Source organism: Chitinophaga sp. YIM B06452, assembly GCF_039655965.1.
In the GTDB taxonomy this organism is placed as follows: Bacteria; Bacteroidota; Bacteroidia; order Chitinophagales; family Chitinophagaceae; genus Chitinophaga.
In genome coordinates, this window is sequence record NZ_JAWLKY010000001.1 from 88,146 (window position 1) to 105,022 (window position 16,877).

Annotated in this window: 10 protein-coding genes and 2 tRNA genes; 4 read left to right on the forward strand and 8 right to left on the reverse strand. The window is 50.7% G+C overall.

The window, feature by feature from the left end; genetic code table 11:
- Nucleotides 1-156 precede the first annotated feature (156 nt).
- Both R3I13_RS00320 and R3I13_RS00325 read left to right on the forward strand, forming a co-directional pair.
- Nucleotides 157-2,532 (forward strand): TonB-dependent receptor, encoded by a 2,376-nt coding sequence (locus R3I13_RS00320; RefSeq protein ID WP_346315908.1) that lies wholly within the window; start codon nt 157-159, stop codon nt 2,530-2,532.
- A gap of 5 nt (nt 2,533-2,537) precedes the next feature.
- Entirely contained in the window at nt 2,538-3,746 is a 1,209-nt protein-coding gene (locus R3I13_RS00325; protein ID WP_346315909.1) for a PepSY-associated TM helix domain-containing protein, read from the forward strand.
- Between the two features lie 2 nt (nt 3,747-3,748).
- On the opposite strand, the gene R3I13_RS00330 is transcribed toward R3I13_RS00325, so the two are convergent.
- The 8 genes from R3I13_RS00330 to R3I13_RS00365 all read right to left on the reverse strand — a co-directional run bounded on the left by R3I13_RS00330 (nt 3,749) and on the right by R3I13_RS00365 (nt 15,689).
- On the reverse strand, nt 3,749-5,422 hold the full coding sequence (locus tag R3I13_RS00330) for a right-handed parallel beta-helix repeat-containing protein (protein WP_346315910.1): 1,674 nt from the start codon (nt 5,420-5,422) through the stop codon (nt 3,749-3,751).
- Nucleotides 5,423-5,467: 45 nt separating this feature from the next.
- Complete coding sequence (locus R3I13_RS00335; protein WP_346315911.1) at nt 5,468-6,721, reverse strand: T9SS type A sorting domain-containing protein; 1,254 nt, start codon at nt 6,719-6,721, stop codon at nt 5,468-5,470.
- A 305-nt stretch (nt 6,722-7,026) separates the two neighbouring features.
- Entirely contained in the window at nt 7,027-8,598 is a 1,572-nt protein-coding gene (locus R3I13_RS00340) for a family 43 glycosylhydrolase (protein WP_346315912.1), read from the reverse strand.
- 100 nt (nt 8,599-8,698) lie between these two features.
- Nucleotides 8,699-9,610 (reverse strand): terpene synthase family protein, encoded by a 912-nt coding sequence (locus R3I13_RS00345; RefSeq protein WP_346315913.1) that lies wholly within the window; start codon nt 9,608-9,610, stop codon nt 8,699-8,701.
- A gap of 530 nt (nt 9,611-10,140) precedes the next feature.
- Nucleotides 10,141-10,214: transfer RNA gene (locus R3I13_RS00350), tRNA-Asp, on the reverse strand.
- A 285-nt stretch (nt 10,215-10,499) separates the two neighbouring features.
- Entirely contained in the window at nt 10,500-11,945 is a 1,446-nt protein-coding gene (locus R3I13_RS00355; protein WP_346315914.1) for a RagB/SusD family nutrient uptake outer membrane protein, read from the reverse strand.
- 18 nt (nt 11,946-11,963) lie between these two features.
- Nucleotides 11,964-15,080 (reverse strand): TonB-dependent receptor, encoded by a 3,117-nt coding sequence (locus R3I13_RS00360; protein ID WP_346315915.1) that lies wholly within the window; start codon nt 15,078-15,080, stop codon nt 11,964-11,966.
- 535 nt (nt 15,081-15,615) lie between these two features.
- Nucleotides 15,616-15,689, reverse strand: a tRNA-Asp gene (locus R3I13_RS00365).
- Between the two features lie 149 nt (nt 15,690-15,838).
- Between R3I13_RS00365 and R3I13_RS00370 the strand changes: the two genes are divergently transcribed.
- Together R3I13_RS00370 and R3I13_RS00375 are read left to right on the forward strand one after the other, a co-directional pair.
- The gene (locus R3I13_RS00370) at nt 15,839-16,351 is read left to right on the forward strand and encodes a hypothetical protein (RefSeq protein WP_346315916.1); all 513 of its coding nucleotides are present in this window, start codon (nt 15,839-15,841) and stop codon (nt 16,349-16,351) included.
- 3 nt (nt 16,352-16,354) lie between these two features.
- Complete coding sequence (locus R3I13_RS00375; protein ID WP_346315917.1) at nt 16,355-16,858, forward strand: methyltransferase domain-containing protein; 504 nt, start codon at nt 16,355-16,357, stop codon at nt 16,856-16,858.
- Nucleotides 16,859-16,877: the final 19 nt, after the last annotated feature.

Genomic DNA, 16,877 nt, shown 5'->3' on the forward strand with positions numbered 1-16,877 from the left:
CTGCAAGGCTACGTAGCATGAGTTAAAATTTCCTAGTGACTTCCAGACATCACTTCCCTACGGCTTGCTTTTTTCCTTATTGCGTAAATCATTTTCCGCATATGAGTTGAATCCGGGGTTTGAAAGCATTCATTTTGAGCTTTCAAACCAACTATCATGGCTACAATTCTACTTAAGCTTAAAAAGACGGGCTTATTGATCATACTCGCGTTCCTCTTTCAAAACGCCTCCGCACAAACCGGTGACATTAAAGGCATTGTAAAAGACCAGGAAGGCAAATACATCCTATCGGCCAACCTTGCTTTAAAAGGCACTTCCTATGGCGCTACCAGCGACGGAAACGGCGCCTATCATATCTCCGGCGTCCCAGCGGGCAATTATACGCTCGTATTTTCTACTGTCGGCTACAAACAGTTCAGTAAAAAGATCAGCGTCAGGCCGGCCGAAACGACCACGCTGGATATTGAAGCGGAAACAGACGTAAGCGAGCTGCAAACCGTGGAAGTGACCGGCAGGAAAGAATCTTCCTACAAAAACAACCAGTCGTTCTCCGCCACAAAGATCGAAATGGCCATCAAGGACATTCCCCAGACCATTTCCACCGTTACCAAGGAGCTGATACAGGACAGGCAGGCATTGCGGTTGAAAGACATCGTGCAGAACGTGGCAGGGATCAACGAATTCTCCGTGTACGACGATATTACCATGCGCGGCTTCAGGAACAGCGGCAGCAGCGGCCGGTTGATGAACGGGCTGCGCACGCACAATAATTTCTGGACCAGCCCTCTGTTGGTCAATATCGAAAGGGTGGAATTCATCAAAGGCCCGGCCTCCGCAGCGTTCGCCAATACCAGTCCCGGCGGCACCGTTAACATGGTGACGAAGAAACCGCTGGACGAAAGCCGCCAGGCTATCAGCTTCAGCACCGGCAGCTTCAGCACTTACCGCATACAGGGCGACTTTACAGGTCCGCTGAACGACGACAAAACATTGCTGTACCGTTTGAACCTGGGTTATGAGAACGCAGAAAGCTTCCGGGACCAGGTTTTCAATAAATCCTTCGTGGTAGCGCCTTCCATATCCTTTCTTCCCAGGGAAGGCACCCGATTCAATGCAGACTTCGTTTACAGCAACCAGCACACGATCCTGGACCGTGGCAGAACCATCATCCAGGGCACCAAAGACCTCTTCGCCACACCCATGAACTTCAACGTGGCGCAGCCCGGCGACTACCTGAAACAGCAGAACCTGGCCCTCACGCTCTCCTTCAGCCAGCAGCTCTCCAAAAAGATCGCGTTCAATGCCTCCTACATGAAGTTCAGGTACGACGAGCTGCTGAACGAACACGTGCATGCCGCATATATTACGCCGGACAGCATCAGGATGGCCTTTACGGACAGGAATTCTAAATTCAACGGCAATAACCTGACCGCTTACCTTACCTTCAAATTCAACACATCTGTGCTGCAGCATACGCTGCTGGCCGGCTACGATTATATCGACGGGTATAATATCAGCTACAACCGTTCTGCCATCGGTCTTGCCAATGGCGTGGGCGACTTCAGCCTGAAAAATCCATCCTGGAAACTGCGGCCTGTGGAGAGTTATACCTATGCCGCCGCCAATGATTATTCTTCCGGCAGCAGGTTCAAAACGCAGGGCGTATACCTGCAGGACCTTGTGCAGCTCAACCGCTTCCAGTTCCTGCTGAGCCTCCGCCAGGAATTCTACCATTACCCCGTTACCAGCTTTTCTTATGCAGGCTCCAACATCAAGACGGCCCAGGATCAAAACGCCTTGCTGCCGAGAATAGGTATCACCTATGCGCTGACAAAAGACATCAGCCTCTACACCACCTATGCCACCGGGTTTGAGCCGCAGGCCGGCGGCACGCTCAGCAATCCCTCCACCGGCGGGCCTTTCGACCCATTAACCAGCGACCTGCTGGAAGTTGGCGCGAAGGGGGAATTTTTCAACAGCCGCCTGTTTGCCGGCGTAGCGGTATACCAGATCACGCAGAACAACGTGCTCGTAAATGCCAACGACGCTTCAAAGCCTGACCTGCTTAGAGAGCGCGGCCAGGAACGAGCAAGAGGGTTTGAATTGGAAGCATCCGGCCGCATATTGCCGAACCTGAGCGTCCAGGTGAATTATGCTTTTAACGAAGCGCTGATCACCGAAGATATCGAGAACGATATCAATAAACGCGTGGGGCTGACGAAAGAGAATGCGCCGAAACACAGCAGCGGCAGCTGGATCAAGTACACCGTCCGTAAAGGAGCGCTGAACGGCCTGGGCATCGGGCTGGGCCATTCCCAGGTATCGGAGCGTGAAACATTCGACAGAACCTTGCAGCTGCCAGGTTATGTCGTTTTCAACGGCGCGCTTTACTACCAGGTAAAAAGACTGCAGCTGTCCGTTAACCTGAACAATCTTACCAACAAAGAATACATCTCCGGCGGCTACAACTATGAGCGGAACTTCCCCGGAGCGCCGCGCAATTTCTTATTGACCGTGGGTTATACATTTTAATGCTTATGCGCATACCCTTCAAAAAAATATTAGGCAAGATACACCTCTGGCTCGGCCTCACCGCCGGGCTGGTGGTGTTTATCAGCCTCACTGCCGCCGCCGTGTTCGTTTGGGATAAAGAGCTGACGGACTGGTATCACAAGGAAAAAATATTCGTGCCGGAAGTAAGGGCCGAACGCCTTCCTTTCAACATACTTCTCGAAAGCGCCCGCAAAGCAGCGCGGGGCCATAGTGTCAGCTATGTGACGCTCAGCCGGGAGCCCGAAAGAGCATATGTGTTCCTGAATTACAAAGAGGCAAAGGAACCCGGTTGGCTGTACGCCTCGTCCATAGAAAATTATGAGCAGATCTATGTCGATCCTTACACCGGGAAAGTACTGGGCGTGGTAGACCTTCCGCGCGATTGGATCTTCAACACCCGCATGCTGCACCAATGCCTCCTGTTGAATTATGACATCGGGCATTATATTGTCGGCGGCGCCACACTGATCATCTTTGTGATGATCATCACCGGGATCGTGCTGTGGTGGCCGAAGAACAAAGCGGCCTTAAAACAACGGCTGTGGTTCAAATGGAAGTCTTCCACCAAATGGAAACGCAAAAATTATGACCTGCACAATATCGGCGGGATCTATACTTTTCTTTTCGTGTTGCTCTTTGCTGCAACCGGCCTGGTGTGGACCTTCGACTGGTGGACCAACGGCATTTACCGGCTGCTCGGCAACGAACCATCGAAAGTATTCACAAGAGCACCAAAACCGGCTACCGTAGCCGATTCCGTGGCACATATCTACGACCGGGTGTTTGCAGACGCCATGCATCGCGTGCCCAACTGGCGGCTTGCCGGTTTTACGATACCGGAACCGGGAGCAAAAGAGCCGCGTGAGATCCAGGCATTCATCCGGTATTATTCCGGTACCTCCGGCTGGGATGAATCCGACATCTATGCCTATCATCCCAAAACGGGGGCATTATATTTTTCCACTCCCCACGATAAGAAAACCCTGGGCGCAAAATGGCGGAACAGTAACTACGCTATACATGTAGGCAGCATTTACGGGCTGCCCACCAAGATACTGGCCTGCTTTATCGCGTTGTATTGCGCATCGCTGCCGGTGAGCGGCTTCCTCATCTGGTGGGGCCGCAGGAAAAAGAAGCCGCAGGCGCCGGTTAAAAAAGCAGGCGTGCTTGCCCGCAATACTGCCGTGTCGTAACATTACTGCGTATTATTTTTTTGCCATACCGGCATGCTAAAGTTCACGTTGTATTTTTTCCCATGCTCCCTGCTGGTACAGGGATAGGGTACCACTACATTGGACGAATACTGCAAACCTGTCACGGAAGTGAATACGATGCCGGGATACGGCGATTTCTCAATCGTGTTATGATGCACATTGATCTGCCCAAATGCACCGGCGGCGGGTACTTCTCCCAGCCCATTCGCGCAAAACACGGAAAGCACTCCCGGCGGCATGCCCTGGTTCGTTTTCTCGAACATACATTCAAAAAAACGGTTGTTCCTGATCTCCACATGATCGGCAAAACCGCCGCCCATCCAATGAACTTCAGGGCCTACTAACAGGCCGTTCATGGCCGTACCGGTGATTTCGTTGTCGTGCACGATGCCGTTGCTGCTTTTGATGAGAATGCCGCGGGAACGGTTGTAGCCTACTTTATTGTTGCGGATCACAAATCCTTTACCGGTGTGGCTTTCGTTGTAGATCATGTCGCCGATGCCCATGGCCGGCAGCGTATCGAGTATGATGCGCGCGCCTCTTGTATAGTTTGCTTTAAACAGCAGGTCCTGGTACATCGCAACGACCGCCAGCCGTTCTGCTTCCGTTGGCGTGTAGTTTTCAACGGCCTGCACCTTCATCTTGCCGCTCTTCGTGCCGGCATACAGCACATGCTGCAGCGTGTCTCCCGTATAAAAAACGAGGTTCGCTTCTCTCGCCAGGATGTAGATGGATTTGGTCGCACTGTCGATCCTGCAAATGGGGAACGAGCGGCCGCACACGATGATACAATCGTCGCCATTGTGTTTGATGTCGCAGTTTTCCACGAGCGGCCCGATGCTGGCCAGGCTGCTGTGAATACCGTCTGCATTGCTTGAGCGCAACCTGGCCGGCATACCCGGCGCCACAGGGCCCCGGCCTACCTTGCAGCGGTTGTAATGCGTGCCGCGGCAATCCCTTTCAAAGAAAGAAAAACTATTTGAGCCGTAGATGGTCACATCCTCCACCCTGGCATTCACGCATTTTTCCAGCTGGAAGGCATGTGCGGCAGGATTGGCTTTGGTAGATACGACATCCAGCACCACGAGGTCTCCCACTTTTTCATACGCCACCCATGCATTGTTTTTGGTGAGCCGAAACCGCCTGGTGGTACCGATCCGCTGGAATGCGGAATAATACCCTTCAGTGGTCGTGATACTGTTTCTTTTCAGCTGCCGCGTATTCGGGTCATAAAATTGCACGCGGCTATTCCTGAGGTTCTCTACAGGATATCCCGGGTCGATCTCTACCTCATACCACAGGTTGGCGGGGTCTTTGGCCACGATCACGCCCTGTGTGAAACAAAGCGGGTCGTAGTCGATGGAGAACCCGGATATTTTTATGTTCGTGCAATTCAGGAACCGGAGTGCCAGTTCCTGTGAATTGCAGACGATGGATGCGCCGTAGCCTTTGATCTCCACATTGTTCAGGTTGGCAAACAGGTAGGCGCCATTCGCCATGTTGTTGAGCTGGTATTGCCCTGGCGGTATCTCGATAACGGGATTGTTCTTCTGCGCATCGAGGATGGTCTTTAGATCCTGCAATTGCTGTGCATGCGCGGCCATGGCGCAGGCCATGAACATGCAGATATAGAATAACCTGGAAATGAGTTTCATTTTTTCTGCTTGTGTTTTTATGAAGAGTATACTTGCCGGATGAGGTTATAATACCAGCAGTTTTTTGGTTGTTTGTTTTTTGCCGTCATTTATCGTGACGTAATACACGCCCCTGGGCAAGCCCTGCAGGTCGATAGTGGCCTTGCCTGCCTGTATGGAAGCTGGCGGCACCTGCCGGACAGCCTGACCAGCGGCATTCGTTACAATGATCAGGGGGTTGGACATGCCGGTTGCATTAAACGTTACTACCACCCTTTCTCTCGCGGCGTTGGGAGAGAGTTTCAGGTCGAGGGAATCTGATGGTGCTTTGAGAGAGACGGTATTCGCCGCGGCCATTACATCCGGTGCCATTACGATGGACCTGAAAACGTTGTAATCATTAGCCTGGACAAGGAGCGTGGGTACAACGGCTGAGAAATCGCTGTTATAGCCCGTGCTGTCCGTGAGTGTCACGATCTCCCCGCTTGCGGCGGTGGCGTTGTCATTTCTCCGGATGGCATATAAAAGCACAGAGCCGTTCGCATTGAATTGCCCGGTCACGGCCCTGTATTTATCCGATGCAACGCCGATGGTGCCGTTGCTCACCCAGGTGCCGCCGGACAGGGAATATTTCCGCAGCAGGTTGTCGTGCGCCATATAAAGCACATCCGAACCGCTGCCTGCATTAACGATCAGGAACTGATACGGGCTGCCGGTAGCGGGAAGGCCGGGAAGATTCACCATCGTTTGCCCTGCCGTAACGGGAAGTCCCGTACCAACCGTGGTGAGCCGTAATGCGCCGGAGGTGGAGGAAGCGTACAGCTGCCCATCCGATACAACCAGCGAGCGCGCGGTGGTTGTGGTGAGCTGTACATGGGAAGTGCTGCCCAGCGTGGTGTACATAATACCGCCGGAGCCGCCGCTCACCCAAATGCCGGAGCCATTGACCACCGCCGCGCGGACCGCCTGGCCGCTGAATGCGCCTAACGCCGTAGTGGTATTCACCGTACCATCGGCGCTTACCACCGCTACTACTCTTTTTACAGTGGCAGTGGAGGAGGAAGACACGGCTGCGGCTCCCGGATCCGCGTCATAACCGGCGAGCGCCAGCTTGCTGCCATCTTCGGACAGGCTGATGTAGCCTTCCGTGTAATCGCTCGTTGAAACCGGGAGCGTGAGCCTTTTGTGATCGCCCGAAACAGACACGGGCATGGGAATGCTTCGCACTAAATTACCGCAGGAATTATACTCATTCAGGAAAACAGGCTGGGCCTCCCCGGCCGCCAGGGGCGCCGTTCCCGACCCTATTCTTACCACCACAAAATTTCCAGGGATAAATGATTGAGCGAAACAATTAGAAACAGAAAGTACTAGTAGTACCAGGGATACAACGTGGACAGTTTTTTTCATGTGTGGAATTGCTTATGGTGACAAGTAACATAAAAAGCAATTTGACCACAATGAAAAAGCAAAGATATTTTTGATGGGAATGCTCCCATGGCGAGGGAATGTTCCCATAGGGGATAATTGTTTGGCAAGGCCGCTGTTCCCGGCGTATAAAATGAAAAAGGCCACTCGTGAGAGTGGCCCAGTGATTAACCGTGATCAGTGTATTTTATATTTAATTACTCGCCTACGGGAATCGGCATGTCTACACCGGTTGCCAGGGCAGTGCCAAAGTTTGGCGAACCGTCGCTGTTCCAGGTGAGCTTCTGCATTCTCGGAGCCCTTTGTCCATTGGTGGTACTTGCCACGCTGCGTGCATGATAGATGAACCAGTTTTCCTTTTTCGTCACGCCATTGGGATCTGTATAGCTGCTGGTGAAGAAGCCATTATGCCCGGGCCCGTAAACGGAGTTGGCGTCATTCCTTACAAAAACCTGTTTCTTGTTAATCCAATCGGCAGCCACGGTGGGGTTGCCTCCGCTTTTGAGTTGTATCTGTGCAAGGCAATAGTTGTCGCTGGTATACCGGCTGGCCGAATAGATAATGAATACAGGGCTGCTGGCATCTTTTTGCAGCATGATGGGCCCTTCATTCACACCAGCCCCAATTGAATTCGGTTCATGCTTCTCCCAGGTATTGGTAGGTGAGGATATTTTGATCCTTGGCCCGCTGATAGTCCATGGGTTAGACATCGTAGCGAGATAAAGGTACTGTTTGTACCTGCTGGCGGTGCTTTCCCACCCTGACCAAATGAAATAATTAGTGGAACCGATGGTGAGTATCGAGCCGTCGATTGCCCACTGGTCGCTGGAATCATAGATCTTTCCTTTGAATGTCCAGGTACCGGTCATTGGATCCGCATTAGGATTTTCCAGTACAAACATGCGGTGTGAATCACCGGTGCCATCGTTAGCTGCGAAATAGATATACCATTTTCCATCGAGGAAATGCAGTTCGGGCGCCCAGATGTTGGAAGAATAAGGCATACCTGACGGCGGCGTCCAGATCACAGATTCCGGCGCTGTTGATAACAAGGACATGGAAGTAGTTTTCCTCAGCCCGATGTTACTCCCCCTGGTGTACATGAAATAATAATAACCATCCTTCTGGGCAACGAAGGGATCCGGCCTGCTGGCGTTGATCAGCGGGTTTTGAAAATAGAGATTGTGAAAATTAAACAGATCCTGGTTCCCGGTAATGGTGGATTTCTGCCTGAGTTTAGCGCCGAGGGTAGTGCTTTGCGGGTCCAGCACCATTTTCATTCCATTCGCTTTATTGGTCAGCGAAAATACGTTATTACTGCCCGAGTACGCTATGGACCAGGCCTGGTTATCGCCTCCATCGTCTGTTCCCTGCTGCAGGATATCTCCTGCGGTAGAAGAGGGAGATTCCAGGCATTTATTGCTGGTCACGTTCACCAGCTTATAATAGGTGGAATCGATCTTAACCAGCTTCCATTTCTGGCCGTTGTTGGGGAACCACCACCATTGCTGGATCTTCTGGCCTTCTGCGGTAGAATTGCCGGTAACTTCCACTACAGGCCCGGCCGGGGCAGACGAGGTTATTCCCCTGATGCGGTAAGTAGCGCCGTCGATCAATGTACCGAGTGGCGGGGCGGCGCTGATCCTGGCGTCATTAATCCGCAGTTTTTCTTTTTCTGCATCATTGTTTTTTTGCTGGGTTTCTTTTTGACAAGCCGTTGTCATGAGCAATAAAATAGCCGCAACGTGTGGGAGCGCTTTGATTTTCATAACATAGTAATTATGCGGCAATCCAACGTGGAATGAATTGCACGGGGTTTGTAATAGGTTAATCGGGATAGAAATTAAGAAATATAGTTTATAAATCCTATCACATTTTAGTTGGCTGCTCCGGCCAGGCAAAACCGGTACCACGAATATGGTAACGATGTGTTCCCGAGTTGACGTAATATGAGTTTATGGCCTGTGTCTGAATGCCTAAGCCAACCGTGTATATATCTACGGCTTCGTTATACTCCCCGAAGTCCGGAAGATTTTTATGCAGGGAAACAAATTCGGCTACATCTGCTTCATGAATGCGCATGGATTCTTTAACCGCTTCTTCCAGCGAAAGCTGGTATTCATGTTGTACTACCAGCACGATGTTCAGTACTTCCGTCTCCTTCCCGTACTCTTTTCTCAAAGAATGGATATCATTTTGCCAGGCTACTATCCTTGCTGCCAGTGCCAGTAAGCGTTTCAGTACAGGATGCCGGGTAATTTTCTCAGGCAGGATATTATCGGGCATCCATTCCGACGCGATCAGGAACGGGCGCATGCCTATCGAATATTCCCGGAACGCCATATAGTGTGCCAGCGAAGGAATACGTTTGCTGGATTTGAAAGGCGCCTCGCCTGCCATACCGTACATGATAAAGTCATTTAACTCTTCAGCGAACCTTTGCATCCATATTGCCGGCATGAATGCTTTACATTCATCCCGCACCAGGGCCAGTTGACTATACCAGCCCTTTTCTCCGGGCAACGGCGTAACGCCATCCAATACTTCCATCATGCGTTTATTGCATTTCTCCAGTTCTGCGGCCGAAAGAAGCTCATGCTGATCGTCGAATGAGGTCAGGAGAAGCATGAACCTGTTAAGGGGTCTTACCTTGTAATCGCCTAAGTAGGGAAGCATTCTCGCCAATGCATCATGCAATACCATTTTTTTGTATTTCTCCCGTATCTTTTCCGGCCATGTTATATAATCCGTATCAATCCATTCTTCCATTTCTTTTCCCATTTGCGTTACATGCGGATTGATGGTGTCCGGCCAGGGGTAATGGCCGGCCGGCAGGTAATCTGCGGCGTTGAATTGCTCTATGAATTGGTTTGCTGTCATGTTGTTTTGGAAATTAGATGCCGTTATAACAGGACTTACAGAGGCTTGTTTGCATTACAGGAAAGCAGTATCTCTTTGATCCTGCGGACTTATAAATGTATTTCTTCGCTAAAGATATCGGGCGTTACTGCGGTAAGAGCGCAGGCGGGGATGCAATGTTATAGCGGTCCTGATGGTAAATATGCCAATCCGTTTTCTCGACATCCAAAGCATCCGGTATTCTCGGGCTTTTCGTTTTAGGCGACATCAAGCATCCGTTTCAGGCAAACAACCAGCTGGAAAGAGTAAGGGGAATTTCTCATCTTAAACGATTGCTTAAAGATAGAATGATTATACAGGATGTTTATTTACGTAAGCTAATTGTAATAATGAGGGGAACTCAATTAAAAAACAAAAAACCCGCGCAATGCGCGGGTCTCTGAAAAATCGTGCGGACCGGACGGGACTCGAACCCGCGACCTCCGCCGTGACAGGGCGGCATTCTAACCGACTGAACTACCGATCCAACTTCCTCTTTCGGGGCTGCAAATATAGAAATAATTACTTCAAACTTCCAAATTTAATTCCTCCATTTTTTTTACCGACACTTCAAATCGGCTGTAGCGGGCTTTTTCCGACAATTATCAGATGACCAACAGCCGAATTAAAAGCAGGATGAATTTCAAAACGAACAATGACATCTTCAAAGTTTATTACTAACTGGAATAATCCGCGTTAAGCAAGGGGTTTTGTTCCCTGCATAAAAAAAGGCCCGCACAATGCGGGCCTTCTTCGAAAACAGTATTAAGGATTATCTTGTATAACCGGGATTTTGTTCCAGACCGCTGATATCAGTTTCCCTTTCAGGGATCGGGAGAACATTGCGGTAGTCGCCTGTAGCGAGCGTGAGCGCGGCCCAGTGGTCGGGCATTGCGCGGGTAAGCGTTTCCTTTCGGCGGGTGAGGTCGTAGAAACGGAAACCTTCGCCGAAGAGCTCTTTCCTTCTTTCGTCGCGGATCTCGGTTTTCAGAGCGGCGCCGGTATTGGTAGATTTAGTTGCGCCTGTGATAGCCCTGCCCTGAACGGCAAAAAGCGCATCCTGCGCCAGTCCGTCGTGCCCCAGCTCAGCTTCTGCTTCCGCTTCGATGAGCCACATTTCCGCGGAACGCATCATCGGAACACTGAGGTCCCATGCATCACGGAAATAGAATTTATTCATCAGGAAACCATCGCGGGAAAAATAAAGATCGTCACGTTGCAGCGCATCGCCTTCGTAAGTTGCCACTTTGTCCAGGTTTACATAGAATTGTTTTTTACGGATATCGTTATCCGCAAACATGTTCACGAAAGAAGTAGTAGCGCGGAAAGTGCTGTAGCCAATGTCGTAAGGCTCCTGGAAAGAAGCGATCTGCAGGTAACCGGTGTTGTCGTCTGACCGGTAAACAAGTGTCCAGATCCACTCGGAGGTTTTGTCTACAAAACCGTCCAGCAGTGTAGAAGCGGCAGCCAGCGGGTAGCCGGTACGGGCGAGCTTCGCGTGGTCTGCGGCGTTCTGCCATTGCTGCATATCCAGGTAAACCCTTGCCAGCAGGCCATTCACGACATTAATCGTAAAACGTCCGGTGTTGTTGGCGCGGGTAGTGCTGATATTGGCTTTTGCAAAAAGGAGATCAGCAAGAATGAAATCATAAGTTGCTTTCACTGTTCCGCGGCCGGGAATCGGATCATTAGGCCCGATCACTTTATCCACTACGGGAATGCCGAGAGCATTCTGATTTACAGCATACGGCTGTGAGAAAAGACGCACAAGATGCAGGTGAGCCCACGCCCTGAGTGCTCTTGCTTCAGCGAGATAATCGTTTTTCAGGGCATCGGAAAGCGTTGTTTTAGGCAGCTCGGTGATCGCCACGTTCGTATTGGCGATAAGCTTGTAACCATCCCTTAGGAAAGCGCCACCATTACCGGCTGTAGGTGATTGCTGGAACTGGTATTCGGTAACGAAGCGGTTATAGTTGCCCGTTCTCACCAGTACCATATCTCCGCCCTTGATATCCTGCGTCAACGCGATGTGGGTGTTGAAGGAAGAAGTGGTAATAAGATCGTACAGGCCATTCATCGCGGCTGTTACCCTCTCCGGTGTGCTGAAAGCGGTAGACGCGGCAACCGAGCCCGGAGGAGTCGTTTCGAGGTAATCCTTTCCGCAACTGCTGGCCAGCAGAAGCGTGCCTGATAAAAATATATAAAATATGCGTTTCATTATTTTCTCGATTTAAGATTAGAAGCCAAGATTTAAACCTACAGTAAACGTTTTCACGTTGGGAACATCATTATCGGCACTACCACCGATCGCCATTTCCGGATCTACGCCTTTGTGTTTCGCCCAGGTAAACAGATTCTCTGCAGATACATATGCACGCAGGTTCGCTACTCCGACTCTGCCCAGCAGCGACTTCGGAACCTGGTAACCCAGATTGATGTTTTTCACCCTCGCATAAGTACCGTCGTACAGGAAACGGGAAGAAACGCTGTTGCCGAGGTCTGTGTTGCTAGGGGAGAAACGTGGAATGTCGGTTACATCACCTGCTTTTTTCCAGGCTTTGTGCATGTCCGGAGACATCTGCTGGCCCGGTGTGTTACCAGCAACCATCAGCTGGGAATATGAGTTATCATAGATCTTACCACCTACGCTGAAGAAGGTGTAGATGCTCAGATCGAAATCTTTGTAACGGAAAGTGTTATTGAAACCGCCAAAGAACTTCGGAAGCGAAGACCCCATTTCATACCGGGTAGCTGCGTTGTAATCTTTAGTGATCACTTTTTTACCGGTGAGCTGTCCGTTCACCATCTCGTTCTGATACCACTGCGGACGGCCGTCTGCCGGGTCCACGCCTGCCCATTCCCTGAGATAGAACTGATAACGGTCTTTGCCGATCTTCAGTCTCTTGGAACTGGCATTGGGATCCACAAGGGAATCCACGTTCATGGACAGGATCTTGTTATTAACCTTCGTGTAGTTTACTGAAGCGGTCCAGTTAAAGTCTTTGGTGTTGAAGATCGTAGCTTCCACCATCGCTTCAAAACCAGTATTACGGATAGACGCCAGGTTGCTGCTGATAGACTCGAAACCGGTCAGGTAAGAGATAGGCTTGTCGAACAGCAGGTCTTCCGACTTGCGGTTGAAATAACCAATCTCACCTCTGAAGCGGCGAAGGAATGCAAATTCCAGACCGATATCGAGCACTTTGTTTGACTCCCATTGGAGCTCCGTATTTTCCAGTTGGTTGTAAGTTATACCAGGCAGGCCATTGTAGTTGTTACCGGTTTTGTACAGACCGAGGCGTGCATAACGTCCAAGACTGTTGTCGTTACCGGAAGTGCCATAGCTAGCTTTCAGCTTCAGTTCGTCGATCCAGGTTTGGGCGGCAAGGAAGTCTTCACGGCCAACGCGCCAGCCACCGCCTACGTTCCAGAACACGCCATAGCGTTTGTCTGAACCGAATACAGAAGAACCATCACGGCGTACGCCTCCTGTAACGTAGTACTTGTCTGCATAGCTATAGTTGAGCCTGGAGAACCAGGAAAGCATTCTTTTCTGCGTAGTGGTGGTGCTCACCTGAACGGGTGTGGCAGCCGCTTCCAGTTCATATATACCTCCGAAGGGGAAGGTTGTACCGTGCATGAAGCTGTTCTCATAAGTAAAGTTCAGCGCTTCCTGGCCAACCATTACGCCTACAGTATGTGCGCCAAACTGGCGGTCGTAAGACAACATATTGGTAAGCGTCAGGTCAAGGTTGCGGGGGCGGTAGCGGGACGTACGGCCTTTAACGCTTGCACCGTCGCCATGCTCGGGATTATAAAAGCGGGTTTCGTTGATATCGAAATAGTCAACGGCGCCGAGTGTTTTGAATTTGAAATTTTTCAGGAAGCTCACTTCGACCCACGGGCTGAAGATACCTCTTACGGTTTTGGCGCGGTAGATATTGTTTTTGGCAAGGCCAACCGGGTTGTAGTCCATTACCAGCGGCGTACGATAGTAGTATTCGTAGCCGTCGCCGGAAACGGCGGGAACAGGGTTACCATTTGCATCCAGCTGGTACAGCGGATAAACGTTAGACACGATCTCGGAGAAACGGATCGGGTTAGCCGCTCCACCTGCGCCTGCAGGAGTATTCTGGTCCGTGTATGAAAGTGTCGTGTTTACACCGGCTTTGATGAAGCTGTTCACAGCATGCTCCAGGTTCACCCTTGCAGAATAGCGTTTGAAGTTGGAAGCCAGTATGATACCTTTCTGGTTGAAATAAGAACCGCCAAAATAGAATTTCGTTTTTTCGTTGCCGCCGGAAACATTCATGGCGTAATCTTCGGTGCGGCCCTGGTTCATCACGGCATCGCGCCAGTCTGTATCGTACAGCAGCTTCGCCCCGTTATTCAGCGCTCCGCCTGCGCCCAGAGGCTGAGCCGTGTTGTATGGATTAATTTTCAGGATATTGATGGTGCTGTTATTCGCGTTAGTTGCAGCAGTAGCGGCATTCTGGCCGGCAGCCAGGTTTTGCGTATTATAATAATCCCAATAATATTTGTAAAATTCGGCGCCGCCCATCATAGCATGACGGTCTACGGCGATAGAAGACCACCCGTTATTTGCACTGAAGTTGATATTAGATCTTCCTGCGCGGCCTTTTTTGGTAGTGATCACCACAACGCCGTTCGCGGCGCGGGAACCATACAGACCAGCAGCAGTCGCGTCTTTCAGCACGGTAATGGTCTCAATGTCTTTCGGGTCAAGCGTAGAAAGGATGTTTGCAGTTGTTGAAGCCTGGGTATAATCGCCTTCAGCGATCGCTACACCATCCAGCACAAAGAGGGGCTGGGAGGAAGCAAAGTTGCTCGCGCCGCGGATGCGGATGGTGCTGCTGCCGCCGGGCTGGCCGGAAGCGCTCTGTACCGTAATACCGGTGGCGAGGCCCTGGAGGGCTTTATCAAAGGATGCCACAGGACGCGCCTGTAAAGGCTCCGCCGTGATAGTGGAAGCACTTCCCGTAAAAGCCGTCTTCCTTTGTGAACCGTAAGCCACAGCCACAAATTCTTCCAGTTCATTTACCCCGGTTTCCAGGGTCACATTGATCTCCGTTTTGTCACCGATCTCCACTTCTTTTACCTTCATGCCAATTGTGGAAAAAACAAGGACTTTGCCCTGTGGAGGCACTTGCAGGCTGTAAGTACCGTCTTGTTTGGAAATTGTACCGGAACTGGTACCCTTGATAGACACTGTTACAAATGGCAACTGAGCGCCAGTTGCATCCGTAATTTTTCCTGAAATTACCTTTACCTGGGCATTAGCGCCCACCGCTATTAAAAACAGGCAGGTAAACAGGCATAAAATTTTGCGCATGTTTTTGACAATTTAGATTTGGAAGATGTTTCATCTGTATACCTCTTCCCGCCAGGCAATTCTGCCGGAAACGGGCAACGATAATCCTGCTAACTGCGGCCATATTGCGCCGCGGCTGATACTGTTTATCGATATGAGAATGGGTATGCCTGCATCATTGGGCCGTTGCAGGTACGGAGACAGCCCATGGGGCTCACTAATAAGTTAAGTTTCATCATACATAGGCATCGATTAGATTTTATTTTACTGTATACTGATAAATTTCAAAAAACAAAACGGGGAATAATTGCCAGCTAACCGAATTTATCAAGGCTACCTATATCTCATAATGGTTGACGAGCGCATGGCATCTAGATTTCGGTTCTATTAAATTAACATGAACATAGCATGCATATTGGACAAATGTACTTGATTTTTTATAATCTCATCAGGCTGTGGGGAAATTTATTATCTATGAGAACAGGAAAAATATAAAATTCCCGTACCTGGGGCAGTTCCCAAACAAAAAAAGCCGCCCTTAGTGAGCGACTTTTTGCGGACCGGACGGGACTCGAACCCGCGACCTCCGCCGTGACAGGGCGGCATTCTAACCGACTGAACTACCGATCCAACATTTCCTTTAATCACGTCAGAACCTTGCGCTCTTCCGTTTTGGGATTGCAAAGATAAGGACAATTAAAGCATATAAGCAAATCTTTTTAACAAAAATTTTAAGCCCCCGGAAATACTTAATTTCATTGAACATCAAAGCCTACCATATGAAATTCCTTTATATCATATTACTGCTCCCCCTGCTGTTTGCCTGCAATACCACCAGCCAGAAAACAACCGCAGACAGCAACATCGTAGACGGCGTAAAAGACCTCGTACCCGTGGCCCCGCCACCCACTGTAGACCAGCAGGTGGCCGCTCAAACGCAGGCGCAGGACACCCTTTTTGAAGACGGCACCGTGCCCACCAGCTGGAGTACCGCGGGGTTCGACGATCCCGCCGGGTTCAAACAGTTCCTCCTCCGCTTCAAGGATTGGGTGAAAAACGACCGGAAAGACAGCATCGCCGCGCATATCCAGTTCCCCCTCCGGGAATATAAAACTGAAAAATCGTTCCTAGACGGCTACAACAAAATATTCGACGCCTCGCTGAAAGCCACGGTAGACAGCCAGCGGCTGGACCGCATCTTCCGCAACGCCCAGGGCGCCATGATCGGCAGCGGCGAAATATGGTTCGCCTCCCTGCCGGACGGCTACCGTATCATCGCCATCAACAAATAACGAATGGAACTCAGCACTGCCATATCCCTGATAGACACCCCTGCCATCCGCACGCCGGAACCCGCCACCTGGGCAGACCTTGGCTGCGGGCAGGGCCTCTTCACCCGGGCGCTGGCCAGCCTCCTTCACCCGGGCAGCACCATCTTCGCGGTAGACCGTGAGCCGGGCACATTCCCGAAATCCAACATCCGGCCTGTACAGATGGACTTTGAAAAGGACGAATGGAAACTGCCCGCCCTGCAGGGCATACTGATGGCCAATTCCCTGCACTTCGTGAAAAACAAACCGGCTTTCCTTTCCAAAGCTGCCGCGCACCTGGACAAAAAACACCATTTCCTCATCGTGGAATACAACATGGATACACCCAACCCATGGGTGCCTTACCCCCTCTCCTTTCCAAACCTGCAAAGGCTTTTCCATGATGCGGGCTATAAAAAGACCGAACTGCTGCGCGAACATCCTTCGATCTATCACCGGTCCAGGATGTACAGCGCACTGATCCGCTGATTTGCCGATATTTGCAAAC